The sequence below is a fragment of the Komagataeibacter xylinus genome, from assembly GCF_031081985.1.
GTDB lineage: Bacteria > Pseudomonadota > Alphaproteobacteria > Acetobacterales > Acetobacteraceae > Komagataeibacter > Komagataeibacter xylinus_E.
The window spans coordinates 114,809-138,305 of sequence record NZ_JARWSK010000001.1 but is presented as its reverse complement, the minus strand read 5'-3'; the positions used below and the strand labels follow the sequence as shown (position 1 = coordinate 138,305).

General features: G+C 63.9%; 22 protein-coding genes. 2 read left to right on the top strand and 20 right to left on the bottom strand.

The annotated features are described in order from the left end of the window. Positions 1–261: 261 nt before the first annotated feature. From QEG70_RS00670 to urtA, 6 genes are read right to left on the bottom strand one after another with little or no spacing between them, the layout of a single operon-like run. Positions 262–1,236: a HoxN/HupN/NixA family nickel/cobalt transporter gene (locus QEG70_RS00670; RefSeq protein WP_308718865.1), complete on the bottom strand. Its 975-nt coding sequence runs from the start codon at positions 1,234–1,236 to the stop codon at positions 262–264. Between the two features lie 23 nt (positions 1,237–1,259). Then, complete coding sequence (gene urtE / locus QEG70_RS00665; RefSeq protein WP_308718864.1) at positions 1,260–1,955, bottom strand: urea ABC transporter ATP-binding subunit UrtE; 696 nt, start codon at positions 1,953–1,955, stop codon at positions 1,260–1,262. A 35-nt stretch (positions 1,956–1,990) separates the two neighbouring features. Beyond that, positions 1,991–2,731: an urea ABC transporter ATP-binding protein UrtD gene (urtD, locus tag QEG70_RS00660; RefSeq protein WP_308718863.1), complete on the bottom strand. Its 741-nt coding sequence runs from the start codon at positions 2,729–2,731 to the stop codon at positions 1,991–1,993. Beyond that, positions 2,728–3,867: an urea ABC transporter permease subunit UrtC gene (gene urtC / locus QEG70_RS00655; protein WP_308718862.1), complete on the bottom strand. Its 1,140-nt coding sequence runs from the start codon at positions 3,865–3,867 to the stop codon at positions 2,728–2,730. The genes urtD and urtC overlap by 4 nt, the downstream gene beginning before the upstream one ends. After that, positions 3,864–5,468, bottom strand: coding sequence for an urea ABC transporter permease subunit UrtB (gene urtB / locus QEG70_RS00650; RefSeq protein WP_308718861.1), 1,605 nt, complete (start codon positions 5,466–5,468; stop codon positions 3,864–3,866). Before urtB ends, urtC begins: the two co-directional genes overlap by 4 nt. Continuing rightward, a complete protein-coding gene (urtA, locus tag QEG70_RS00645; RefSeq protein ID WP_308718860.1) occupies positions 5,461–6,801 on the bottom strand; it encodes an urea ABC transporter substrate-binding protein in 1,341 nt (446 codons plus the stop codon). Before urtA ends, urtB begins: the two co-directional genes overlap by 8 nt. A 139-nt stretch (positions 6,802–6,940) precedes the next feature. Between urtA and QEG70_RS00640 the strand changes: the two genes are divergently transcribed. Continuing rightward, complete coding sequence (locus QEG70_RS00640; protein ID WP_308718859.1) at positions 6,941–10,252, top strand: hybrid sensor histidine kinase/response regulator; 3,312 nt, start codon at positions 6,941–6,943, stop codon at positions 10,250–10,252. After that, complete coding sequence (locus QEG70_RS00635) at positions 10,249–11,142, top strand: response regulator (RefSeq protein ID WP_308718858.1); 894 nt, start codon at positions 10,249–10,251, stop codon at positions 11,140–11,142. The genes QEG70_RS00640 and QEG70_RS00635 overlap by 4 nt, the downstream gene beginning before the upstream one ends. A gap of 57 nt (positions 11,143–11,199) precedes the next feature. On the opposite strand, the gene QEG70_RS00630 is transcribed toward QEG70_RS00635, so the two are convergent. The 14 genes from QEG70_RS00630 to phoU form a co-directional block, all read right to left on the bottom strand. Next, entirely contained in the window at positions 11,200–11,646 is a 447-nt protein-coding gene (locus tag QEG70_RS00630) for a hypothetical protein (protein WP_308718857.1), read from the bottom strand. Positions 11,647–11,713: 67 nt separating this feature from the next. Then, the gene (locus QEG70_RS00625; protein WP_374762539.1) at positions 11,714–12,664 is read right to left on the bottom strand and encodes a porin; all 951 of its coding nucleotides are present in this window, start codon (positions 12,662–12,664) and stop codon (positions 11,714–11,716) included. Positions 12,665–13,147: 483 nt separating this feature from the next. Then, positions 13,148–13,762, bottom strand: a complete 615-nt coding sequence (gene ureG, locus QEG70_RS00620; protein ID WP_308718855.1) for an urease accessory protein UreG — start codon at positions 13,760–13,762, stop codon at positions 13,148–13,150. Then, positions 13,759–14,454 (bottom strand): urease accessory protein UreF, encoded by a 696-nt coding sequence (locus tag QEG70_RS00615; RefSeq protein WP_374762538.1) that lies wholly within the window; start codon positions 14,452–14,454, stop codon positions 13,759–13,761. The genes ureG and QEG70_RS00615 overlap by 4 nt, the downstream gene beginning before the upstream one ends. Next, positions 14,435–14,950: an urease accessory protein UreE gene (locus QEG70_RS00610; RefSeq protein ID WP_308718854.1), complete on the bottom strand. Its 516-nt coding sequence runs from the start codon at positions 14,948–14,950 to the stop codon at positions 14,435–14,437. Before QEG70_RS00610 ends, QEG70_RS00615 begins: the two co-directional genes overlap by 20 nt. After that, the gene (ureC, locus tag QEG70_RS00605) at positions 14,950–16,656 is read right to left on the bottom strand and encodes an urease subunit alpha (protein ID WP_308718853.1); all 1,707 of its coding nucleotides are present in this window, start codon (positions 16,654–16,656) and stop codon (positions 14,950–14,952) included. The genes QEG70_RS00610 and ureC overlap by 1 nt, the downstream gene beginning before the upstream one ends. Next, complete coding sequence (locus QEG70_RS00600) at positions 16,653–16,997, bottom strand: urease subunit beta (RefSeq protein WP_308718852.1); 345 nt, start codon at positions 16,995–16,997, stop codon at positions 16,653–16,655. The genes ureC and QEG70_RS00600 overlap by 4 nt, the downstream gene beginning before the upstream one ends. Then, positions 16,981–17,283 carry an urease subunit gamma gene (locus QEG70_RS00595; RefSeq protein ID WP_061271844.1) on the bottom strand — a complete coding sequence of 101 codons (303 nt, stop codon included), beginning with the start codon at positions 17,281–17,283 and terminating at the stop codon, positions 16,981–16,983. Before QEG70_RS00595 ends, QEG70_RS00600 begins: the two co-directional genes overlap by 17 nt. A 34-nt stretch (positions 17,284–17,317) precedes the next feature. Continuing rightward, the gene (locus QEG70_RS00590; protein WP_308718851.1) at positions 17,318–18,151 is read right to left on the bottom strand and encodes an urease accessory protein UreD; all 834 of its coding nucleotides are present in this window, start codon (positions 18,149–18,151) and stop codon (positions 17,318–17,320) included. 145 nt (positions 18,152–18,296) lie between these two features. Further along, complete coding sequence (locus QEG70_RS00585; protein ID WP_308718850.1) at positions 18,297–19,271, bottom strand: threo-3-hydroxy-L-aspartate ammonia-lyase; 975 nt, start codon at positions 19,269–19,271, stop codon at positions 18,297–18,299. A gap of 119 nt (positions 19,272–19,390) precedes the next feature. After that, entirely contained in the window at positions 19,391–20,761 is a 1,371-nt protein-coding gene (locus tag QEG70_RS00580) for an NAD-dependent succinate-semialdehyde dehydrogenase (RefSeq protein WP_308718849.1), read from the bottom strand. A gap of 412 nt (positions 20,762–21,173) precedes the next feature. Further along, a complete protein-coding gene (locus QEG70_RS00575; protein ID WP_308718848.1) occupies positions 21,174–21,530 on the bottom strand; it encodes a hypothetical protein in 357 nt (118 codons plus the stop codon). Positions 21,531–21,630: 100 nt separating this feature from the next. After that, positions 21,631–22,677 (bottom strand): aldo/keto reductase, encoded by a 1,047-nt coding sequence (locus QEG70_RS00570; protein ID WP_308718847.1) that lies wholly within the window; start codon positions 22,675–22,677, stop codon positions 21,631–21,633. Positions 22,678–22,788: 111 nt separating this feature from the next. Continuing rightward, entirely contained in the window at positions 22,789–23,484 is a 696-nt protein-coding gene (gene phoU / locus QEG70_RS00565) for a phosphate signaling complex protein PhoU (protein WP_061271915.1), read from the bottom strand. Positions 23,485–23,497 lie beyond the last annotated feature (13 nt).

Here is a 23,497-nt window from a genome sequence, read left to right as displayed (position 1 = left end):
TGATTCCTAAACACTACGCTTGCTGGCCCGGGCATCAGGCCATGGCGGAGAGAGCCGATTATACTGATGGCAAACCTAAAAATTCCTTCCATACAGATCAAGACAAATTATGCTTTTTTTGCGTTTAAAGACGCCTTCATTGCAAAAAGTGCATCATAGGTACGAACGGGATAGCCCGGTGTCACCGGTGGTCCTCAAGGCGTTCGGGCACATCAGGAACCGCCACCTTTGTGGAAACACGCATCCTGATCCAGCCTTGGGTCAGGTCGGGGAGATACGATTGGCCTGCCTGCGGCTGATCAGAACGGCACCACCCCACAGGGCCAGAAAAACCAGCACGATGCCCGCGCCCAGCCCGGCCAGATGATCACCAGCCGCCATCAGCCCCCGCATGAGCAGGTTGCCCCCCGCCGCATTGCCCGGCAAATTCTGCCCCAGTTCGATCGCGCCAATACCTGCCGCTGCGGCAAGGGAGACAAGGCTGATGCCCAGATCATAAGCCACGCGCCTGCGGCCCGAGCGCATGCCCCAGCCATAGGCCCGGCACATGAGCAGGGTATCCAGCGTATCAACCAGCGCCATGCCCGCCATAAAAAGCAGCGGAAACGTCATGACCCCCGCAACCCCCAGCCCATGATGGGCCTGAACCGCCGCCATGCCCAGCAGGCCGATTTCACTTGCGGTATCAAAACCCAGCCCGAACAGGAAACCGAGCGGGTACATCTGCCAGCTCCGGCCAATCCACCGCCCTGCCCGCCCGGACACAAGACCCGCGGGCGGCACGGAAGGCAACCGGGCAGGCTGGCGCAGCGCCCGCCACTGGCCAAGGGCCATGCGGGCATTGGCCGTGACGGCTGCAAGCATGAACACCGCCGAGACCAGCGTACCGAAGCCACCGCCCACCAGATGCCATCGCTCCAGCCAGCCCTGTACGGGCAGTGCAACCAGCGCAAGGGTGGCGAGCATGACCACGGTGGAATGCCCGAGCGAGAAGAACACCCCCACCAGCGCAGGCGCGCGCCCCGCCTGCATGAGCCGGCGCGTCACCACGTCGATCGCCACGATATGATCGGCATCAAGCCCGTGCCGCAGGCCGGATGCCCATGCCAGCCCGGCTGCGCCCAGCAGAACGGGCGCGCTGCCCAGCGTGGTCATGGCCCACGCCCATGCCATAAGGTTGGCCAGCAGCAGGGCGCATGCAATGGCGTATGTTCCATGCCGGGTAGCCGTAAACATATCGATCGCGTTCCGCCTGCCGGTCAGATGGTGATGTAGGCGCGCACATCCTCCGCCACGAGGTCGCGGGCCTGGCCTGCCAGCACCACCTTGCCCCGGTCGAGCACGGCAATTGTGTCCGCCAGTTCATAGGCAAAATCGAAATACTGCTCCACCAGCACGATGGCCATGTCGCCCCGGTCGCGCAGCATGCCGATGATGGTGCCGATATCCTTGATGATGCTGGGCTGGATGCCCTCGGTCGGTTCATCAAGCACCAGCAGGCGCGGGCGGATGACCAGCGCGCGCGCAATGGCAAGCTGCTGCTGCTGGCCGCCCGACAGGTCGCCGCCGCGCCGGTCGCGCATTTTTGCCAGCACGGGAAACAGGTCGAATATCTCGTCCGGCACCCGGCGCTGCCCGCGCGGCAGCAGGCCGAAGCCGGTTTCAAGATTTTCGCGCACGCTGAGCAGCGGAAAGATGTCGCGCCCCTGCGGCACGGTGGCAATGCCGCGCCGGGCGCGGTCATAGGCTGCAAGCCGGGTAATATCTTCGCCCTCCCACATGATCGTGCCAGCGCTTGTGGCATGCATGCCGGTTATGGCGCGGATCAGGCTGGTCTTGCCCACGCCATTGCGGCCGAGCACGCATGTCACGGCCCCTGCCCTTGCGGCAAGCGAGACCCCACGCAGGGCAATCGCCGCGCCATAATGCAGGTGCACGTCGTTAACCTCGAGCATGCGCGTAGCCTCCCTTCACCCCTGTGCGGCGCCCCTCAGCGCCCAAGATAGACCTCGATCACGCGCGGGTCGGCGCTGACCGCATCCAGTGTGCCTTCAGCCAGCACGCTGCCTTCGTGCAGCACCGTCACGTCCACGCCGAGGGCGCGCACGAAATCCATGTCATGCTCCACCACCACCACGCTGCGGGTGCGGTTGATCTCGCGCAGCAGGTCGGCGGTGGCCATGGTCTCGGCATCGGTCATGCCCGCCACGGGTTCATCCACCAAAAGCAGTTCAGGCTCCTGGCCCATGAGCATGCCGATCTCGAGCCACTGCTTCTGGCCGTGGCTCATGCCGCCTGCGGGCTGGTTGGCCACAGCTTCCAGCCGGGTCAGGCGCAGGAGGTGCTCGATGCGTTCGCGCTCCTGCGCGTTCATGCGCGCCATGAGCACGGCAAAGGGCGAGCGCACGCCCTTGAGCGACAGCAGCAGGTTCTCTGTCACGCTCAGCGCCTCGAACACGGTGGGCTTCTGGAACTTGCGGCCAATGCCCAGCCGGGCAATGGCCGGTTCATCCAGCCGGGTCAGGTCATGGTTCTGAAAGCGCACGGTGCCGGTATCAGGCCGGGTCTTGCCGGTGATGATGTCCATCATCGTCGTCTTGCCCGCGCCGTTGGGGCCCACGATGGCGCGCATCTCGCCCGGGCGCAGGGCAAGGCTGAGGTTGTTGATGGCGCGAAAGCCGTCAAACGTCACGCTCACATCGCGCATGTCGAGCACGAGGTCACCGGTCATGCCTCTTCTCCCTGCGTATCCGCCACTTCGGGGGTGACTTCCTCCGGCGGTGCCTTACGGGCATGCCGCCACAGCCCCATGAGCCCGTTGGGCAGGAACAAAGTGGTGCAGATGAACAGCAGCCCCAGCCCGTACAGCCAGAACTCCGGCAACCAGGCGGTGAACAGCGTCTTGCCCATATTGACCAGTATGGCCCCCAGCACGGCGCCGCACAGCGTGCCACGCCCACCCACCGCCACCCAGATGACGGACTCGATGGAATTGGCGGGCGCGAACTCACCGGGGTTGATGATGCCAACCTGCGTTACATACAGCGCGCCCCCCACCCCCGCGATCATGGCCGAGAACACCCACACCAGCAACTTGGCCTGCTCGGGGCGGTAGCCCAGAAAGCGGGTGCGGCTTTCGGCATCGCGCACGGCCACGAGCAGGCTGCCAAAGCGGCTGCCCACCACAAAACGCGCGGCGAGCAGGCTTGCGGCCAGCAGCAGGCCGGTCACCAGCAGCAGCACGGCGCGGGTCAGCGGCGCATGCAGGTCGGCGCCGAGGATGTCCTTGAAGTCGGTCAGGCCGTTATTGCCGCCAAAGCCCAACCCGTTCTGGAAAAACGCCAGCATGAGCGCGTAGGTCAGCGCCTGGGTGATGATGGACAGATACACCCCCGACACGCGCGAGCGGAAGGCAAGCCAGCCAAACACGCCAGCCAGCAGCCCCGGCACCGCCACCACCAGCACGGCGGCCCAAGCGAAATGTTCCGAACCCCACCAGTACCACGGCAGGTTCTTCCATGAGAGGAAGATCATGAAATCCGGCAGGTCGGCATTGCCATAAACACCCCGCGCTCCGATCTCGCGCATGAGGTACATGCCCATGGCATATCCCCCCAGCGCGAAGAACGCAGCATGCCCCAGCGTAAGGATGCCCGCAAACCCCCATACCAGATCCACCGCCAGCGCCAGCATGGCATAGGACAGGTATTTCCCCGCCAGCGACACCACGAAGGCGGAGGCATGCAGCGGATTGCCCTCGGGCAGCAGGCTGGCCACGGCCAGCCCGCCTGCCGCCGCCACCACGGCCGCTGCCATCCAGATCACGCCACGCAGGGAACGCGGGGCATGGGTTGAAAACGGGTTCATGATTCAACTCCCCGCCCGCGCACGGGAAACATGCCGCGCGGATGGCGCTGGATGTAAAGGATGACCAGCACGAGAACGGCGATCTTGGCCGAGACCGCGCCTATGGCAGGCTCCAGCACCTTGCCGCCCATGCCCAGCGCAAGGGCGGCCGCCAGCGTGCCCCACAGATTGCCGACCCCGCCAAACACCACCACCATGAAGCTGTCGATGATGTAGGACTGCCCGAGATTGGGGCTGACATTGTCAATCTGGCTGACCGCAACGCCCGCAAGCCCCGCAAGGCCAGCACCCAGCCCGAAGGCCAGCGCATCCACCCGCGGCGTGCGGATACCCATCAGCGCCGCCATGCGGCGGTTCTGGGTTACGGCACGCATCTGCAGCCCCAACGGCGTGTGGCGCAGCACCAGCATCAGCCCGCCCAGCACCAGCCCCGCAAAGACCAGAATGGCCAGCCGGTTGAGCGTAATGTCCATGCCGCCCACTGCAACCGAGCCGGAAAGCCAGCCCGGCGTCTGCACCGCGATGTTGGTCGGCCCGAAAATGGAACGCACCGCCTGCTGCAAGATGAGCGACAGCCCCCATGTGGCCAGAAGCGTTTCAAGCGGGCGGCCATACAGGAAGCGGATCAGCCCGCGCTCGATCACGATGCCAAGCGCCCCGCACACCACGAACGCCACCGGAATGGCCACAAGGATCGCCACCGGCTCCAGCGCGGGCACGGTGGCGCGGATGGCCTGCTGCACCATCCACGTCACGTAGGCGCCGATCATCATCATCTCGCCATGGGCCATGTTGATCACGCCCATCACGCCAAAGGTGATGGCCAGCCCCGTGGCGGCCAGCAGCAGCACGGAGCCGTAGCTCAGGCCATAAAAGGCATTCTGCGCCACACCCCAGGCGCGCAGGTGCCAGTCGATGCGCGACACGGCGGCCTGCGCCTCATGGCGCAGCGCTGGCGCTTCCGCATCCGACCCGGCAACACCGGCAAGGATGCCACGCGCCTGCGCGCCACCAACCGCACCAAGCGCGCGCACGGCCTCAAGCCGGGAGGCAAGCGCATCGGGGGCTGGAGGCTGGCCGAGAATGGTCGCGGCCCGCACCTCGGTCAGCCGGGTGCGCACGGCGGCATCCTTTTCCACCGCAAGGGCATGCTCCACCAGCGGCAGCATGGCCGGGTCGTGGCGGGCGTAAAGCGCATCGGCGGCCCTGAGCCGGGTTGCGGGCTGGGGGGCGAGCAGGTCCCTGCCCGCCTGCACGCCCGCAAGTGCCGTGCGGATGCGGTTGTTCAGACGGATCGGCTTCAGCCCCTCCGGCACGGAAGCCTGGGGCTGGCCCGTGCGGGCCTCCACGTAACTTTCGCCGTGGCGGATATACACGCTGCCATCGGGGGCGGCGAACAGGTTCCGCTCGCCCAGCGCCTGCAACGCCACCCCTGCCTGCGGGTCAGGCGATGCCGCAAGGGTTGAAATCGCTGCCGTCACCGCCCCGAGTTGCGGGCTGGCCAGATCAGCGAAGGCATCCGCCCGCGCGCCGTGGCCCGGCAGCAGCATGACCCCAAGCCATAGCGCCGCCAGCAGGCAGGTGGTGCTGACCCTACGCATGCCTGTGCCCGAGGCAGGTCTTGGTGGCGGTGTTGTAATTGCCGCAGGCAATGGGCTTGCTCCAGTCGCCAATCAGGTTTTTCGTTTCCGGCACCCACGGCGACCAGGCCTGCCCGGGCACGAGGGCCGGGGTTTTCCACACCACCGAGAACTGCCCGTCATCCTGTATCTCGCCAATATAGACCGGCTTGGTCAGATGGTGGTCGGGCAGCATCTCGGCCACGCCACCGGTCAGGTTGGGCTGGCGGATGCCGATCATGGCGTCAATCACCCTGTCATGATCGGTGGTACCTGCCTTGGTCACTGCCTGCACCCACATGTTGAAGCCGATGTAATGCGCCTCCATCGGGTCATTGGTGGTGCGCTTGGGGTTTTTTGTGAATTCGTGCCACTGCTTGATGAAGGCGGTATTGGCCGGGGTGTCGATGCTCTCGAAATAGTTCCACGCGGCAAGCTGGCCCACCAGCGGGGCGGTATCCATGCCGGCCAGTTCCTCTTCCCCCACGCTGAAGGCCATGACCGGGATGTCGGTGGCGGAGATGCCCTGATTGCCCAGTTCCTTGTAGAACGGCACGTTGGCATCGCCATTGATGGTCGAGACCACGGCGGTTTTCCTGCCCGCCGAGCCGAAGGTCTTGATCTGCGAGACGATGGTCTGCCAGTCCGACTGCCCGAACGGCGTGTAGTTGACCATGATGTCGGCTTCCGCAATGCCCTTGGCCTTGAGGTAATTGACCAGGATCTGGTTGGTCGTGCGCGGATAGACGTAATCCGTGCCCACCAGCGCGAAACGCTTCGCCCCGCCGCCATCCTCGCTCAGCAGGTAGTCCACCGCCGGTATGGCCTGCTGGTTGGGGGCCGCACCAGTGTAGAAGATGTTGCGGCTGCACTCCTGGCCTTCATACTGCACGGGATAGAACAGGATGCCGTTGAGTTCCTCGAATACCGGCAGCACCGATTTGCGTGAAACGCTGGTCCAGCAGCCAAACACGGCCGATGCCTTGTCCACCGACAGGAGCTGGCGCGCCTTCTCGGCAAAGAGCGGCCAGTTCGAGGCAGGGTCCACCACCACGGCTTCAAGCGGGCGGCCAAGCAGCCCGCCCTTACGGTTCTGCTCGGCAATGAGCATCAGCATGGCATCCTTGAGCGTGGTCTCGCTGATGGCCATCGTGCCGGACAGCGAATGCAGGATGCCAACCCTGATCGGCTCGCCGCTCGGCGCTGCCGCCCGCGCTGGCGCCGCGCGCCACATGCCCCCCACAGCAGCCGCCGATGAGGCAAGGGCGAGACGTCCGAACGCGCGACGGGAAAGGTGAGGCAGTGTGACGGGCATGATGAATGGTCCTTTTGCTGCTGCCTGCATTGTCGGCGCACATAAAAGCGCTTCCCATACGCATTCCTGCGTATGTCCCCCACGGGCATTCCGTTACGATCATGCACGCTGCCACCCGTAACGCCCGAAAGCCGTGATCTTGCCACACCCGACCAGCCGCCTGCGCATCGTGCGCCCCCGCCGGGCCTACAGCCGCTGGGCCGCCGACCAGACATTCGAGGACTACGCCCTGCGCTTTACCGCGCGCAGCGCGCGTATGGCCACGCCCATGCGGGCAGCACGCACGGCGCTGGGCTCCATCTCGTTCCTGGCGCTCGAGGCCATGGGCGGCACGCTCACGCTGGCCTTCGGCTTTGCCAACACGGCAGCCGCCATAGCCCTTGTCACGGCGGTCATCTTCGCCATTACCCTGCCGCTATGCGCCACGGCTGCCCGCGCGGGGCTGGATATCGACCTGCTCACGCGCGGCACCGGCTTTGGCTATATCGGCTCGACCATCACCTCGCTGCTCTATGCCATTTTCACCTTCATCTTCTTCGGGCTCGAGGCGGCGATCCTGGCGGGCACGCTACATGGGCTGCTGGGCATGAAGCTGTGGCTGGCGTACCTGCTGTGCGCGGTCATCATCATTCCGCTGGTGACATGGGGCATCACGTTCATCGCCCGTTTCCAGATCGCGACACAGCCGGTCTGGCTGGCGCTCAATCTCGTCCCCCTCGTGGTAATGGCGGGCCTGCACCCCGAACTGCTGGGGCAGTGGACCCATTTCAGCGCGCCCTACGGGCCACCGGGGCATATCGACCCCCTTGCCGTAGGCACCGGCGCATCGCTCATGATCGTGCTGGTGTGCCAGAGTGCGGAGCAGATCGACTTCCTGCGCTTCCTGCCTGACCCCACGCGTTGCAACCGGCGGCAATGGTGGGCAGCTCTGGTGCTGGGCGGCCCGGGCTGGATCGTGCTTGATGCCTTCAAGCTGCTGGCGGGCTCGTTTCTGGCATGGGTGGTGCTGCGGGCAGGCTTTTCGCCGCTGCAGGCGGTGCAGCCCGGCGTAATGTACCGTTTTGCGTGGGGCAGTTTCACCCCCGCACCGGTCGCGACCGTGCTGACGATGGCGCTGGTGGCGCTGGCGCAGGTCAAGGTCAACATCACCAACGCCTATGCCGGATCACTGGCGTGGTCGAACTTCTTCTCGCGCCTGACCCACACTCATCCGGGCCGGGTGTTCTATGTCATCTTCAATGTCATGATCGCACTCCTGCTGATGGAGGCCGGACTGGTCAGCACCATCCAGACCGGCATCACGCTATATGGCGTTCTGGCCTGTGCGTGGATCGGCGCGATACTGGGGGATGTGGCGCTGTGCAAGCCGCTTGGCCTCAGCCCGGCCCTGGTCGAGTTCAAGCGCGCGCTGCTGCCGGACTTCAACATCGTGGGACTGGGAGCGTGGGGCATTGCCGCCGCCACGGGCGTTACGGCCTTTGCGGGCTATCTCGGCCCGATGGCCGCGGCCTATGCGCCTTTCCTGACGCTGGGGGTAGCCTTTGCCGCGGCCCCTGTTCTGGCGTGGCTGACCGGGGGGCGCACCTATCTCGCCCGCCCCCAGCCCGCAGGCTGGAACGACCGGCCCGCCATGACATGCGTGATCTGTGAACACACCTTCGAGGCGCGGGACATGGCGCCCTGCCCTGCCTATGGCGGCACGATCTGCTCGCTGTGCTGCTCGCTCGACGGGCGCTGCCGCGACCGCTGCAAGCCGGTCTCGACCCGCATGGGCAGCCAGCTTGCCACCCCGCTGCGCGCCCTGCCGCCGCGCCTGCGCCGCTGGCTCATAGCGCCTGCGGGGCGCTTTGCGCTCATGCTGGCGGGCATGATTCTGGGCATGGGGCTGCTGGCATGGACAACGGGCCATGCGTGGAGTGGCATCATGGTGCCAGTCTTCCTGGCGGGCACGGTGGGGGCGTGGCTGCTGGTCATGGCGCAGCAGGGGCGGCGCACCGCCACGCGCGAGACCCTGCACCAGACCCGCCTGCTCATGAACGAGATCCGCGCCCGCCGCCGCACCGACCACGCTCTCAAGCTGGCCCGTGAAAAGGCGGAGGCGGCAAGCCTGGCCAAGACCCGCTACATCAGCGGCATCAGCCACGAGATCCGCTCTCCGCTCAACGCCATCATGGGCTATATCCAGTTGCTGCAGCACGATACGCGTCTGCCGCCCGAGCGCCACCAGGCGCTGGGCATCATGCGCGAAAGTGGCGAGCACATCACCAGCATCCTCTCCGGCCTGCTTGACATCTCGCGTATCGAGGCCGGGCGGATCGAACTGCATGCCGATACCATCGCCCTGCCCGCCTTTGTGGAATCCGTAGCCCAGATGATCCGCCCGCAGGCGCAGGCGCGCGGGCTGGAGCTGGTATGGCGGCCGGGCTACCTGCCCGCCGTGGTCACGTGCGATGAGCACCGCCTGCGCCAGATCCTGCTCAACCTGCTGTCAAACGCGGTCAAGTTCACCCGGCAGGGCACGGTCACGTTCGGGGCCAGGTGGCAGGGGCAGATTGCGGAGTTCATCATAGAAGACACCGGCCCCGGCATTGCGGCGGAAGATCATGCCCGCATTTTCGAGCCCTTTGAGCGCGGGAGCGCTAGCGCGGGCGTGCCCGGCACCGGGCTGGGGCTGACCATCACCCGGCTGCTGACCGAGATTCTGGGCGGCGAACTGACCTTCACCAGCACACCGGGCAAGGGATCGCGCTTCAGGGTGCGGCTGTTACTGTCTGACCGGCAGGTGGAACTGCCCCCGCGCCTGCCCGCCTTCCCCACCGGGTATGAAGGGCCACGCCGCACGGTGCTGGTGGTGGATGACAATGCCGAGCACCGCCTGATCATGCGCGAAATCCTTGAACGCTGCGGCTTTGCCTTTGAAGGCGCGGAAAGCGGGGCGGAATGCCTTGACCGCCTGCCGCTGGTGCAGCCTGACCTGCTGCTGCTCGACCTGTCCATGCCGGGCATGGACGGGCGTGACCTTGCCCTGCGCATCCGCCAGTCCCCTTATGCCCGCGTGCCGATCATGTTCCTGACCGGCAACCTCGTGGAGAGTGCTAACCGCCATGTCCCCTCTCTTGAGGACTGCCCCGTGCTGGGCAAGCCGGTGAACCTGTCGGTCCTGGTCACCAAAATGGGCCAGATGCTTGACCTTGAATGGATCTTTCCCGCCGAGGGGGACGACAGCACGCAGCCTGCCCCGCCCGACACACCCGCCACCCTGCCCGAGGCGGAACGCGTGGCCCTGCTTGCCCTGCTTGATGGCGGCAACCTGCGCAACCTGCGCGCCCACCTGACCACCCTGCGCGACCAGCATCCGGCCCTTGGCGGTGCAATCGAACCGCTGCTGGCCCTTGCCGCGTCCTACCAGCTTGAAGCCCTGCGTCACCATTTGGAGCGACCCACGCCATGACCGTGCCCGATCCATCCCGCAAATCCGTTCTGGTCATTGATGATGACCCGGCCGTTCTGGGCCTGATGGACGAGAAACTGACCGATGGCGGCTATACGGTGCTGCTGGCGCAGTCCGGCATGGCAGCGCTTGCCGTCGTGGCGCGCACCTTGCCCGACCTGATCATGGTCGATGCCCTCATGCCCGGCATGAACGGGTGGGAGGTGTGCGCGGCCCTTCATGATGACCCGCGCCTGAGCCTTGTGCCCATCATCTTCATGACCGGCCTGACCGAGACCGAGCACGTGATCCGCGCCTTTGAGGCAGGTGCTGCCGATTACGTGACCAAGCCCCTGCGGCTGGAGGAAGTCATGGCCCGCATTGGCGTGCGCATGGAATCCGCCGCGCGCATCCGCGCGGCACATGGCGCGCTTGACCATGCGGGCCGCTTCCTGCTGGCCACCAGCCATGCGGGCGATGTGCTGTGGGCCACGCCGCAGGCAGGACTTGTGCTGCGCGAGCTTTCAGGTGCGAATGACACGGACGCGACCCTGCGCCTGCCCGCGCCCCTGCCTGCGCCCGGCGGCGTGCTCATGCGCCATAATGTAGGTGAAAACGAACTTGTGCTGACCCTTGTGGGCGTGAGCGGCCCGGATGAACTGCTGCTGCGCATCAGCCGCCAGCCGCTTTTCCCCCAGCGCATATTGCAAGACAGGCTGGGCCTGAGCGCGCGCGAGGCGGAGGTGCTGCTATGGATATCACGCGGCAAGACCAGCCGCGATATTGCCGATATTCTGCAAGTTAGCCCGCGCACGATCGACAAGCATATCGAGCAGATCTACAACAAGACCGGACTGAGCACGCGGGCCGCCGCCGCTGCCACCGCATCGCGCCTGCTGCAGGAGCGCTAGGCGCGAAAGGTGTGGCCTTCTTTCAAAAAGGCAATGTTTTTCTGTAGCTTTTATGATTTAGGGCACGGCCCTTGCCGCATCATCCGAAAGGCGGTCCTGCTGCATGTCCGGCGCGCCGATTTCCGGGCACATCCTGCGCTGCTCATGGCCACGGATGACGGCCAGTTTCTGGCGGACCTGGTCAAGGCTGCGCTCGGTGGCATCCTCCTTGACCGGGTGGCCCGCTGGCGTCAGCGTCGCCCCTTTCATGATGCCAAAACCCGGCACGGGATCAAATTTGACGAAAAAGCCCTTCTCCGCCGGGGCCTTGTCCTGCGCCTCGGCCTGGGCTTCGCTATGGCTGAGGGCGGCGAGCCGGTCAGACAGGCGCACATCCTCGGCCAGCAGGTGGCGGCAATCCATTTTTTCAGGGGCGGGCGCGGGCGCGGCCTGTGCCAGGCCCGCGCCTATGATCCCTGCCAGCAGGACGAAGCCATACGTGGCGTTTTGCTTGAGGGTCAGCATTCCGATCTCTCCTGGCGGTGGGTCAGCCCGACCGCCTGATAAAATGACATGAACAGGCCAGCCGTTTTCAGTACTGGAACTGCATGCCCAGCAAAAAAGCCCCCACCGCGCGCGTGCCCATGGGCTTGTAGCGCACGTAATCGAACGTAAAGCGCAGGTTGTGGCCATCCATGACATAATTGCCCCCCAGATCAAGCTGGGTGGTCTTGGGGTGGCCGGGGCCGTACATGTCCTTTTTGAAGCGGAACTGCTGGTAACGCACCAGCGGCTGCAGGCGCCCCCAGCCCACCCGGTAGGGAATGAGATACGCCGTGCTGGCCAGGAAGGCCGTGCCATCATTCACGCCACCCACATTACCGTAATCGGTCGAGCGCTGGCCGTAACCTACCGCGATGTCCTTCACGCCGCCGGTATAATACTGGTAATACGCTCCCTCGAGCGTATAGACGCCGTATTTCGCGCCCTCGCCAATGCGCTTTTCAAACAGGCCATCAACATTCCACGCCTTGTAGTCGCCCTTGTCCTGCGCCGTGCCCACGCCATCGGTCTCGTACTGGCCCGCAAGACCAATGGCCAGGATGTCAGCCTTGCCGTAATAGGTGCTGGCCGTGTAGTAGGCGGGCGACGGCTCGGGATCGAGGAAGTTGTATTCCATGCGCGCGGCAAAGAGCGGGTGCTCGCCATAATTGGAGCCACCGTGCACCCAGTTATGCCCACGATAGACCCCCGCTACATAACGGAAACGGTCCTTGAGCAGCTTGCCCCATACCGAGATGCCATCATCACGGCCCGACCATGCACCCGGATACTGTGACACCATCGGAAAGGCATAGGTGCTGAGGAAGTACGGCCCATCAAGGTTTGAACGGTCACTTGGCGTGAGCATGCGCCCGCCCCAGATATTGAACGCCTTCCACCGCTCGACCTGCAGCACGCCGTCAAGCACGTTCCAGTTGCCATCGCGCAGGCGCTCGAGGTTGAGCGTTGACTTGACGTATTTATGGAACTGCGCGCCCATGTAGATACGCAGGTCACTGGCACTTGCCGCATCCTTGTTGCCGGGCATGGTGGTGTCATGGCTCAGATACTGCGCGCGCACGCCCAGACCCAGCGTAAAGAACTGATCCTTGCCAAAATTGACCGTGGTGGCCGCGCGGGCATGGGGCATGCTGGCGCCAAGCGCCACGCAGGCCGACAGGATACTGCCGCAACGCAGCAGCTTTTTCTTCCGGCTCATCCTGAACCGGGACACAAGCGCAATCATGAACATCCCCTTGTGGCTGCGGTCACCGACCGGCGACAGGGAAACATTACGAAATTGCACCATCAGGACGGGATGCGTGAAATTACTTATAATGGCCATTTATGAGCTTATTCATGGCGCCATGGCAGGCTCCGGCACATACACCCGATGGTGGCCACAGATGCACAGACATAAAAAAAGCCGCCTTTTTAAAAAAGGCGGCACCCGAAAAATTTTATTATTTTAAAGCAATGGCTCTTACAGGCCACCCTGTTCGATAATGAAACGGGCGATATCCTCCACCCCCTCGCCCGCGCGGATATTGGCGAACACAAAGGGCCGCTGCCCGCGCATGCGCCTGCTGTCACGGTCCATCACCCCAAGGTCTGCGCCCACATGCGGGGCAAGGTCGATCTTGTTGATGACCAGCAGGTCGCTGCGCGTAATGCCGGGGCCGCCCTTGCGCGGGATCTTGTCGCCTGCCGAGACATCAATGACATAGATGGTCAGGTCAGCCAGTTCGGGGCTGAAGGTCGCGGCAAGGTTGTCGCCCCCGCTTTCCACCAGCACGAGGTCCAGCCCGGCAAAGCGCTCCGTCAGTTCCGCAATGCCGGCAAGGTTGATGCTGGCATCCTCGCGTATGGCCGTGTGCGGGCAGCCACCGGTCTCGATGCCCATGATGCGCTCGGGCGGGAGCGAACCCGCGCGGGTCAGGAACTCGGCATCCTCACGCGTATAGATATCGTTGGTGATGGCGGCGATATTGTAATCATTGCGAAAGCGGCGGCACAGCGCATCCATCAGTGCTGTCTTGCCCGTGCCCACCGGGCCGCCAATGCCCACGCGCAGCGGGCCGTGCTTTGGCTTTGTCATGTTCTGAACAACCTCGTTTCCTGGGTTTCGTGATGCATGGCGGCGATGTCGGCGGCAAAACAGGCTCCGCCCACATCATCCAGCGTCTGGCGCGCAGCCTGCGCTGCGGCCTGCGCCAGCACGGATTCAAGCCGGGCCAGCGCGTGCAGCCCGTCCGTCTGGCCCAGCGGCACCAGCCGCACGGCAGCCGACACCAGGGCCGCCACCGCCGCATACCCGCCCGACAGCACGGCCTGCGGGGCAGCCACGCCGCCACGCCGAAACACCAGCCCCTGCACGACCGGCAGCGGCCAGCGCGTGCCCGCCAGCGCTGCCTTGGGTGGCACGACATGCCACACCGCTGCTGCGCGCAAAAAGGCCTCGCCCTGATACACCGTCTCCTCATAGCGCTCGCGCGAGGCGGCAGAGGCGCAGGCAAAGCGGGCAATCTCGCGCAGGCGGCCATCATCCTCCCCAGCCTGCCATGCCGCATGCAAAATGATGAGATCATTGCCAAGACTGCCATGGCGCAACAACGTGCCAACCCACGCGCACAGGGTTTCCACATCACGCACGTCACCGCGCTCGACCGCCCATTCCAGCCCGTGGCTATAGGCATAACCGCCAGTGGGGAAAGCGGGCGACACCCATGAGAGCAGCCGCAGGAAGTCCTGCCCGGCCGTGCCTGGGGGTTCAGTCATGCGAATGGGCATGACCGCCATGATCATGCGGGTGGGCATGGTCATGAGGGTGCGCATGGGCATGCCCTGCCCCGCGCCCCGCATAGGCCCCGCTTTCGGGGTCAAAGGGGGCCTGCACGGCACGGACATGACCGCCAAGGCCCGCGATCATGTCGGCAATCACATGGTCATGCCGCACAAGGATGCGCTGCGCCGTAATGGCGGCGGGCAGGTGCCGGTTGCCAAGGTGCCACGCCAGCCGCAGCAGGTGCAGCGGGTCATGGGCGGTGACTTCCATCAGGTTTTCCGGCAGGGCTTCAACCCGAACGATGCGGCCATCATCAAGCACCAGCCCATCGCCATCGGCCAGCAGGCGGGCATGTTCAAGTTCAAGCAGCACGCGCGCGCCAGAGCGTAGGGTGAGCATCATGCGCCTGCGGTGGCGGCCTTCGTAATCGGCGGCGAACACATCCGCGGCTTCGGCCACGGGCCAGCTTCCCGCTGGCAGGATTTCGGTTACATGCGTCATCAGAACAGGAAATACCTCTGGGCCATGGGCAGGATATCGGCGGGCTCGCAGGTCAGCAGCACGCCATCGGCCCGCACCTCATAGGTTTCGGGATCGACCTCGATATGGGGCATGGCATCGTTATGGATCATGCTGCGCTTGCCAATGCCGCCACGCGTGTCCGACACGGCGGAAAGGCCCTTTTGCAGGCCCAGCCTATGCCCGATATCATCCTCCAGCGCCGCCTTTGACACGAAGGTCAGGCTGGTATGGGTCCGCGCCCCGCCATAGCTGCCAAACATCATGCGGCCATGCACCGGCTGCGGCGTGGGGATGGAGGCATTGGGGTCGCCCATCATGGCATAGGCAATAGCCCCCCCCTTGATGACCAGATCGGGCTTGACGCCAAAGAATGCAGGCTCCCATAGCACCAGATCGGCCAGCTTGCCCACCGCGATCGACCCCACCTCATGCGACAAGCCGTGGGCGATGGCCGGGTTTATGGTGTATTTGGCAATGTAGCGTTTGACGCGGTTGTTGTCGGCCGCGCCATCACCGGGCAGGGAGCCGCGCTGCGCTTTCATTTTATGGGCCGTCTGCCATGTGCGCAGCGGCACCTCGCCCACCCGGCCCATGGCCTGGCTGTCGGATGACATCATGGACAGCACGCCCATGTCGTGAAAGATGTCCTCCGCCGCAATGGTCTCGCGCCTGATGCGGCTCTCGGCAAAGGCAATGTCCTCTGGCACCCTGGGGTCGAGGTGATGGCAGACCATGAGCATGTCCAGATGCTCGTCAAGCGTGTTGCGGGTATAGGGCCGCGTGGGGTTGGTGGAGGACGGCAGCACGTTGGGGAGTCCTGCCACGCGGATGATGTCGGGCGCATGGCCGCCGCCCGCGCCCTCGGTATGGAAAGCGTGGATGGTGCGGCCCTGAAAGGCTGCGATCGTGTCCTCCACAAAGCCGCTCTCGTTGAGCGTGTCGGTATGGATCATGACCTGCACGTCCATCCGGTCGGCCACACTGAGGCAGCAGTCGATGGCGGCAGGAGTTGATCCCCAGTCCTCATGCAGTTTCAGGCAGCTTGCGCCCGCGCGCACCATTTCCTCCAGCGCCTCGGGGCGCGCGGCATTGCCCTTGCCCGCGAAGGCGAGGTTGACCGGAAAGGCATCGGCGGCCTGCAGCATGCGCGCGAGGTGCCACGGCCCCGGCGTGCAGGTGGTGGCCGCCGTGCCCGTGGCAGGCCCCGTGCCGCCACCGAGCATGGTGGTGACACCCGAGGCCAGCGCCTCCTCGATCTGCTGGGGGCAGATGAAATGGATGTGGCTGTCAATGCCGCCCGCGGTCAGGATCCTGCCCTCGCCCGCGATGATTTCCGTGCCCGGCCCGATGATGATGTCCACGCCGGGCTGGATATTGGGGTTGCCCGCCTTGCCAATGGCGGCGATGCGCCCGTCACGCAGCGCCACATCCGCCTTGACGATGCCCCAGTGGTCGATGATCAGCGCATTGGTGATGACGGTATCCGCCGCTCCCTGCGCGCGCGTGGCCTGTGACTGGCCCATGCCATCGCGGATGGTCTTGCCGCCGCCAAAGCGCACTTCCTCGCCATAGATGGTGAAATCCTTTTCCACCGCCACGAGCAGGTTCGTATCGGCCAGCCGCACGCGGTCGCCGGTGGTGGGGCCGAACTGGCCTGCGTAATCATGCCGGGTCAGGCGCGTCATTGGTCCACACTCCCCATTACATCGCCCCGAAAGCCGATCACGCGCCGCAGGCCGCGCAGGGGCACCAGTGTGACGTCACGCTCCTGCCCCGGCTCGAAGCGCACGGCCCCGCCCGATGGCACGTCAAGCCGCCAGCCCAGCGCCTGCGTGCGCTCAAAGCACAGGGCGGGATTGACCTCGGCAAAATGATAATGGCTACCGACCTGCACGGGGCGGTCGCCGGTATTGGTCACGCGCAGGGTGCGCCGGGGCTGGCCTTCATTGAGGGTAATCTCGCCCTCATCGGTCAGGATCTCGCCCGGCACCGCGCCTTCGGGCAGGGGGTCAGCGTATCGGGTCATGGACTGTCACCAGTTTCGTGCCATCGGGGAAGGTCGCCTCGACCTGAACATCATGAATCATATCGGCCACGCCGGGCATGACCTGCGCGCGGGTCAGCACATGGCCGCCACTGGCCATGAGTTCGGCAACACTCAGCCCGTCGCGCGCGCCTTCAACCACATGGTCGGTAATCAGGGCCACGGCCTCGGGGTAGTTCAGCCGCACGCCACGCTCCAGCCTGCGGCGCGCCACGATGGCCGCCATGGCAATGAGCAGCTTGTCCTTTTCCCTTGGTGTCAGCTTCATGTCGTGCTCCGCCTCCTTGCCTGCCTGTGCTGTATCATGACCGCCATGTAGAGGGCATGGGCCGCCCGGCCCGCAATACCGGCAGGATATGGCGCAGCGCTCCTTCCAGCGCCCAGCCACCCGCGCCCACGCCGCGCACCACCAGCATGCCGTTCCACGCCGAGGCGGCAAATCCCGCGCATTGGGGCGCTGCCAGCACTTCGCGCACCGGGGTCAGCAGGTCCATCGCCTGCGGGCTGGCCAGCACCAGTGTCGCCACCGCCCCCTGCCCTGCGGCCACGGCGGGCTGGGCCAGCAGGGCGGTTACGTCGGTGCTTTCCAGCCGCAGCATGTCTTCAAGCAGCAGTTCGCCGTCTCGCCTGATGGTCAGCCGGTCGCGCACATGCAGGCTGGCAAGCTGCTCGCCCGCGCCAAGGCGGCCGAAGATCCGGCTCTCGAGAAACAGGAAGGTGGCGGACTGCGCCATATCCACCACCATGTGGCGGCGCAGGCGGCTGCCATCGAAAAAGATCGTGCCATGCGGCAGCCATTCCAGCCGTGCTCCGGCGCTGACATGGCAGGAAACCGTCATGTCCGCCGGGCCCTCTTCAGGGCGGGCGCGGTAGATCCGCTCGGCGGCCTGCGATGTAACCAGCAGCTCCGTGCCGGGGCCGCAGGCCAGCCGACCGGTAATGCAGTCACCCGCTGCGATGCCGCCCGATATATTGACCGTGGCGGCTTCCACCCCATTGCCCTGCACGCGCGGAAACAGCAGGCGGCAGCAGCCTGCCTGCACCAGATCGGCCATACGGGTGCGGGCCCCATCGGCCCTGACTTCCAGCCCGAACTGCCCCCTTGCGCGCTGGAGTGGGGTTATGCCCGCGTTCATTTCGGTCCTGACAGCATCGGGACTATTGTAACAGCAGGGCGAGATACGTCCATTGCGTAGAATTACGTAAGCGCCGCTGCACGGCCACGGGCCTGTTTTTTTTGCCAGCTAGGCAGCGTTTTTCGACGCCTTTACATGCATGGGGTCAATCGGGCTGCGTGGCCTGAACCAGTTGGCCAAAGCGCGTCATGTCCACATTCCCGCCTGATACCAGCACGCCAATGCGCCTGCCCTGCCACCGGGGCGCTGCGGCAAGGGCGGCGGCCACGCCAAGGCAGCCGGTCGGCTCGACAACAATTTTCATCCGCTCGGCAACAAGGCGCATCGTGGCGACAAGGGCCGCGTCATCCACCGTGACGAGATCACGCAGATACTGGCGCATGATGGCAAAGGTCAGCGGAGAGATGGCGGTTGTCTGCGCGCCATCGGCAATTGTATGGGGCACTGGAATCTGCACGATATGGCCTGCCGCAAGCGACTGGCGCGCATCATCGCCTGCTGCCGGTTCCACGCCAATGACCGCGCAGTCGGGTGCCACCGCATTGGCCACGAGCGCGCAGCCCGAGGCCAGGCCGCCGCCACCCACGGGCACGAACAGCGCATCAAGCGGGCCGGTTTCCTCAAACAGTTCGAGGGCTGCCGTGCCCTGGCCTGCTATGATGTCGGGATGGTCAAAGGGTGGCAGAACGGTAGCCCCACGCTCGTTGGCAATGGCGGTGGCAATGGCTTGGCGGTCCTGCGTATAGCGGTCATAGAGCACCACTTCCGCGCCGTAACCCTGCGTTGCGGCCCGTTTCATGGCCGGGGCATCGTGGGGCATGACGATGGTGGCAGGTATGCCCGCATCCTGCGCCGCACTGGCCACGGCCTGGGCGTGGTTACCTGATGAAAATGCCACCACCCCGCGCTGCCTTGCGGCCTGCGGCAGGGCGGCAATGGCGTTTGCAGCGCCCCTGAACTTGAAGGCCCCCACGCGCTGGAAATTCTCGGCCTTGAAGAACAGCGTCGTGCCGCTTGCGCTGTTGAAATACCGTGATGTCAGGACCGGCGTGCGGTGCGCCCGCCCTTTGATCCGTGCTGCTGCCGCAACCACATCTGCAAATACCGGTAGTGCGTGCATCGCCCCCTCCTCCAACATGGCAAGGCCACCAGAATGACCCGGTTCCGTCGCGGCGGCTAGGGGGATGTGTCAGGATGATCGCCCCCACCGCATGATGGGAGCGATCGGTGCCTGATGGCTCAGGGCGTGTGAACCAGCTTACGGTTCAGGAATTCCTCAATGCCGAATTCCGACAGTTCACGGCCATAGCCGGAGTTCTTGATGCCGCCAAACGGCAGGTCGGGGGCCGTGCCGGTCACGCTGTTGATGAAGACCATGCCCGTATCGATCCTGGCGGCCACGCGGCGACCACGTTCGACATCGCTGGTCTGGATGGAGCCGCCAAGCCCGTATGGCGAATCATTGGCCAGCGCTACGGCTTCGTCCTCGCTGCCCACCGAGTAGATGATGGCGACGGGGCCAAAGATTTCCTGGTAGAAAATGGGGTTGTCCTTGGTCACGTTGGTCAGGATCGCGGCCTTCATGAAGAAGCCCTCGCGCTCGATGCGCTTGCCGCCCACAACAAGGCTGGCCCCGTGCGCCACGGCCTTTTCCACCTGGGCTACGGCATGTTCCATCGCCACCTGGCTGCTCATCGGGCCGTGGGTTACGCCCTGCTCGAGCGGGTCGCCGTATTTGAAGTCATTGATCGCGACCTTCAGGCGCGACGTGAATTCCTCAACGAGCGACTTGTGCACGATCATGCGCTTGGCCGCCGTGCAGACCTGGCCGTTATTGGACATGCGCGCCTGCACCGCAAGCGGGATGACCGTGTCGAGATCGGCATCATCAAGCACGATGAACGCATCGGAACCGCCGAGTTCCATCGTGCTTTTCTTGAGTGCGCGGCCTGCCTGGCCCGCCACGGCGCTGCCGGCGCGTTCGCTGCCGGTCAGGGCGACGCCACGGATTTCGGGGCGCTCGATCAGCTTTTCGGACTGGTCATTGGTGATGAACAGGTTGGTGTAGGCCCCTGCGGGCGCGCCTGCCTCACGGAACAGCTCTTCGAACGCCACGGCGCATTGCGGCACGCCCGGCGCGTGCTTGACCATGACCACATTGCCCGCCATCAGGTTGGGGGCGGCCACGCGGGCAAGCTGGTAGTAGGGGAAGTTCCACGGCTCCACGCAGTAGATGATGCCCAGCGGCTCGCTGGTGACACTGGCATGGCCCTGCGACACCGGCAGCTCGCGCGGGGCGAGGAAGGTCTCGGCCTTCTCGGCGTAATAGGCCAGGATGTCGGCTGAAAGTGAGATTTCGGCAATGGCTTCAGGCAGGATCTTGCCCATTTCGATGGAAATCAGGCGCGCGTGCTTTTCCTTGTCGCGGCGCAGGATCTCGGCAGCCTTGAGCATGATGTCACGGCGCTGGGCAATGGTGCGGCGGCGCCAGTCACCCTCCCAGAACTGATGGGCGGTTTCGAGGCGTGCCAGCATTTCCTTATCGTCATGCAGGTCAAAGACCTTTTCCGTCTGGCCGGTGGCGGGGTTAATGGTGCGATAGGGACTCATGTCATCATATCCTTAACAGGGTGCGGGCATGGATGGCCTTATAGCCGGACAAGGGTTGGCGTTGTGTGAACGCGCCAACGGATTGCCACTCTTTGGTTGCAGATTGCGCCATGCCCTGCGTGTTGATGCAATACTCGCTCTATCGTGACTATATACGGCCGTAGCGTGTCAATGTCCGCGCCTGACAGGGCAGCCCTGCGCTCACGCAGCCGTGGGCAGGCGGGATGGCAGGTTTCAGGGGGGCGGGCGGGCGTTTGCAGGGCGCATGGTGCGGTGTGGCATCACAAGAGTTTGAATTTGCGAGCAAGACCAGCGTGTTCCATCTGCCCTGCACGATTCATAGATATGAACGGCTGCCAGCCCGCCTCAGGTGCTGGCTCCAAACTGTTCCTACAAGCAATGGCTGGGTTTATTATTCGTCGTAAAGCTCATTCATCAGATGAGCGTAATCGCCGTCTTTCATAACAGGACGCCACCCGGATGATGGATAAAACATGTTCAGATCCAATATCTGATACATATCATCTGAAATATGCACGATCGATATTTCTCCGTTTGCATAGTGCAGATATTGCCCTCCCGTACCAGCCGGAACCCTTTCGTCAATCAATTCTATATCCCAGTCGAATACAATTCCGGTCGCAGGTTGTAGAGGAACCTTGAATTCTATTTCAAAATTATTTGATATTTTACATAAGCAGGGAATAAACTTCTGCTCAATAATAATTTCTGATATACAGTTTTCAGGAAACGATATTTTTAATTTCAATACCAAGATCCATATATAATTGCGCCAATATATGATTTTGTCTCTTCATCCCCCTGACAACAGGAATATCATCAGGGGGCATGTCGGGTGGCAAAAATGGTCAGGGCGCAGGATTACAATGCACCTGATGGATCGCGTTAATTTTCGCCTCGAGTTCCGGCGTAATCACCAGATCAACAGAACCGAGAATGGTCTTGAGTTGCGCGATGCTGGTGGCGCCAATGATGTTTGAGGTCACGAACGGTCGCGATGTGACAAAGGCAATGGCCATCTGCACCGGGTCGATGCCTTCCGCCTTGGCCAGCGCAATATAGGCGCTGACCGCTTCCTCCACGCCCGGCTTCTCGTAACGGTGGCCGCGATTGAACAACGTGGTGCGCGCGCCAACAGGCCGTGCGCCGCCGAGGTATTTGCCGGTAAGGTAGCCCTGTGCCAGAGGCGAATAGGCCAGCAGGCCCACCTTTTCGCGCAGGGCGATCTCGGCCAGGCCGATTTCGAAGGTGCGGTTGATGAGGTTATAGGCATTCTGGATCGACACCACGCGCGGCGCGCCGTGTCGGGATTCAGCCAGATATTGCGAAACGCCCCATGCCGTCTCGTTAGAGAGGCCAACATGGCGGATCTTGCCCTCGCGCACCAGGTCACCCAGCACGCCCAGCGTCTCGGCAATGGGCACCTCGTCGGCTTCGGGCAGGCTGGTAAACGTGTTGTCCCCTGCGCCAAACAGCCCCACCTTGCGGTCAGGCCAGTGCAGTTGGTACAGATCGATGTAATCCGTGCCAAGGCGGCGCAGCGAGCCATCAAGCGCGTAACGGATCTGCTTTGGCGTCAGGCGGGTTTCCTCACCGCCGGGACGGAACCATGGCGATGTGCCCCGCCCCACCACCTTGCTCGCAATGACCAGCCGGTCACGGCCACCACGCGCCTTGAGCCAGCTACCGATGATGGTTTCGGTAGCGCCCTGAGTCTCGGCACGGGGCGGAATGGAATAAAGCTCGGCGGTATCAATGAAGTTGATGCCGTGATCGAGTGCGAGATCAAGCTGGGCATGGCCTTCGGCTTCCGTATTCTGCTGGCCGAAGGTCATGGTGCCGAGACAGATCTCACTGACCATGATGCCAGTGCGACCGAGTTCACGTTGCTGCATGTAAAAAACCTTGCCTGATTGGTGGAGTGCTGGTTGCCTGTCAGGGCAAGTGTTGCAAAAGACAGGCGGCAGCGCAATCACGCAGGGCCAGGCAGGGATCAGGCAGTCGCTTCAGTCAAACGTACCACCGCGCGGGCGGATGATGGGCAGGATGCTGCCGGTGACGGAGTAATAGACGCGCTCGGAAATATTGGTGGCATGGTCGCCAATGCGTTCAAGGTTCTTGGCAATGAATAAAAGATGGGTGCATGGCCCGATATTGCGTGGGTCTTCCATCATATAGGTTACGAGTTCGCGGAACAGCGATACATAGAGTTCATCCACCGCCGTATCGGACTGCCAGACAATACGCGCGAGTTCGGGGTCGCGCTGGTCCATCGCATCGATGGTGCGGCGCAGGTTTTCCTGCACAAGCCGGCCCATGCTGTGCAGCCCCGTAAGCGATATGGGGCATGACAGCAGTTCGTTGCGCATGGCCCGGCGCGCGATGGAGGCCGCGCAATCGCCAATCCGCTCCAGGTCGCCCGACATCTTCAGCGCCGCCACCACCTCGCGCAGGTCGCCCGCCATGGGTGCGCGCAGGGCGAGCAGGCGGATGACCAGCGCCTCGGTCTGGCGTTCGAGTTCATCAACATGGGGGTCCATTTCCGGCGCATCGAGGGCTGCGACCTCATCATGCTCGACCACCGCCGTAATGGCCTGCGCCACCTGGCGCTCGACCATGCCGCCCATCTTGTTGATGAGCGAACGAAGCTGTTCAAGTTCCTGTTCGTAACTTTGAACAGTGTGCATTGATTCCTGTGGCATCATCACGTCTTTC

Coding starts and splice junctions, on each gene's coding strand:
- urtD (WP_308718863.1), bottom strand. CDS start 2,731: ATGACCGGTGACCTCGTGCTCGACATGCGCGATGTGAGCGTGACGTTT.
- urtB (WP_308718861.1), bottom strand. CDS start 5,468: ATGCGTAGGGTCAGCACCACCTGCCTGCTGGCGGCGCTATGGCTTGGG.
- QEG70_RS00635 (WP_308718858.1), top strand. CDS start 10,249: ATGACCGTGCCCGATCCATCCCGCAAATCCGTTCTGGTCATTGATGAT.
- phoU (WP_061271915.1), bottom strand. CDS start 23,484: ATGCCACAGGAATCAATGCACACTGTTCAAAGTTACGAACAGGAACTT.
- QEG70_RS00570 (WP_308718847.1), bottom strand. CDS start 22,677: ATGCAGCAACGTGAACTCGGTCGCACTGGCATCATGGTCAGTGAGATC.
- QEG70_RS00590 (WP_308718851.1), bottom strand. CDS start 18,151: ATGAACGCGGGCATAACCCCACTCCAGCGCGCAAGGGGGCAGTTCGGG.
- urtA (WP_308718860.1), bottom strand. CDS start 6,801: ATGCCCGTCACACTGCCTCACCTTTCCCGTCGCGCGTTCGGACGTCTC.
- QEG70_RS00615 (WP_374762538.1), bottom strand. CDS start 14,454: ATGCCCATTCGCATGACTGAACCCCCAGGCACGGCCGGGCAGGACTTC.
- QEG70_RS00625 (WP_374762539.1), bottom strand. CDS start 12,664: ATGGGCGCGCAGTTCCATAAATACGTCAAGTCAACGCTCAACCTCGAG.
- QEG70_RS00630 (WP_308718857.1), bottom strand. CDS start 11,646: ATGCTGACCCTCAAGCAAAACGCCACGTATGGCTTCGTCCTGCTGGCA.
- QEG70_RS00585 (WP_308718850.1), bottom strand. CDS start 19,271: ATGCACGCACTACCGGTATTTGCAGATGTGGTTGCGGCAGCAGCACGG.
- ureG (WP_308718855.1), bottom strand. CDS start 13,762: ATGACAAAGCCAAAGCACGGCCCGCTGCGCGTGGGCATTGGCGGCCCG.
- urtC (WP_308718862.1), bottom strand. CDS start 3,867: ATGAACCCGTTTTCAACCCATGCCCCGCGTTCCCTGCGTGGCGTGATC.
- QEG70_RS00600 (WP_308718852.1), bottom strand. CDS start 16,997: ATGACCCGATACGCTGACCCCCTGCCCGAAGGCGCGGTGCCGGGCGAG.
- ureC (WP_308718853.1), bottom strand. CDS start 16,656: ATGACGCGCCTGACCCGGCATGATTACGCAGGCCAGTTCGGCCCCACC.
- QEG70_RS00610 (WP_308718854.1), bottom strand. CDS start 14,950: ATGACGCATGTAACCGAAATCCTGCCAGCGGGAAGCTGGCCCGTGGCC.
- urtE (WP_308718864.1), bottom strand. CDS start 1,955: ATGCTCGAGGTTAACGACGTGCACCTGCATTATGGCGCGGCGATTGCC.
- QEG70_RS00580 (WP_308718849.1), bottom strand. CDS start 20,761: ATGAGTCCCTATCGCACCATTAACCCCGCCACCGGCCAGACGGAAAAG.
- QEG70_RS00670 (WP_308718865.1), bottom strand. CDS start 1,236: ATGTTTACGGCTACCCGGCATGGAACATACGCCATTGCATGCGCCCTG.
- QEG70_RS00595 (WP_061271844.1), bottom strand. CDS start 17,283: ATGAAGCTGACACCAAGGGAAAAGGACAAGCTGCTCATTGCCATGGCG.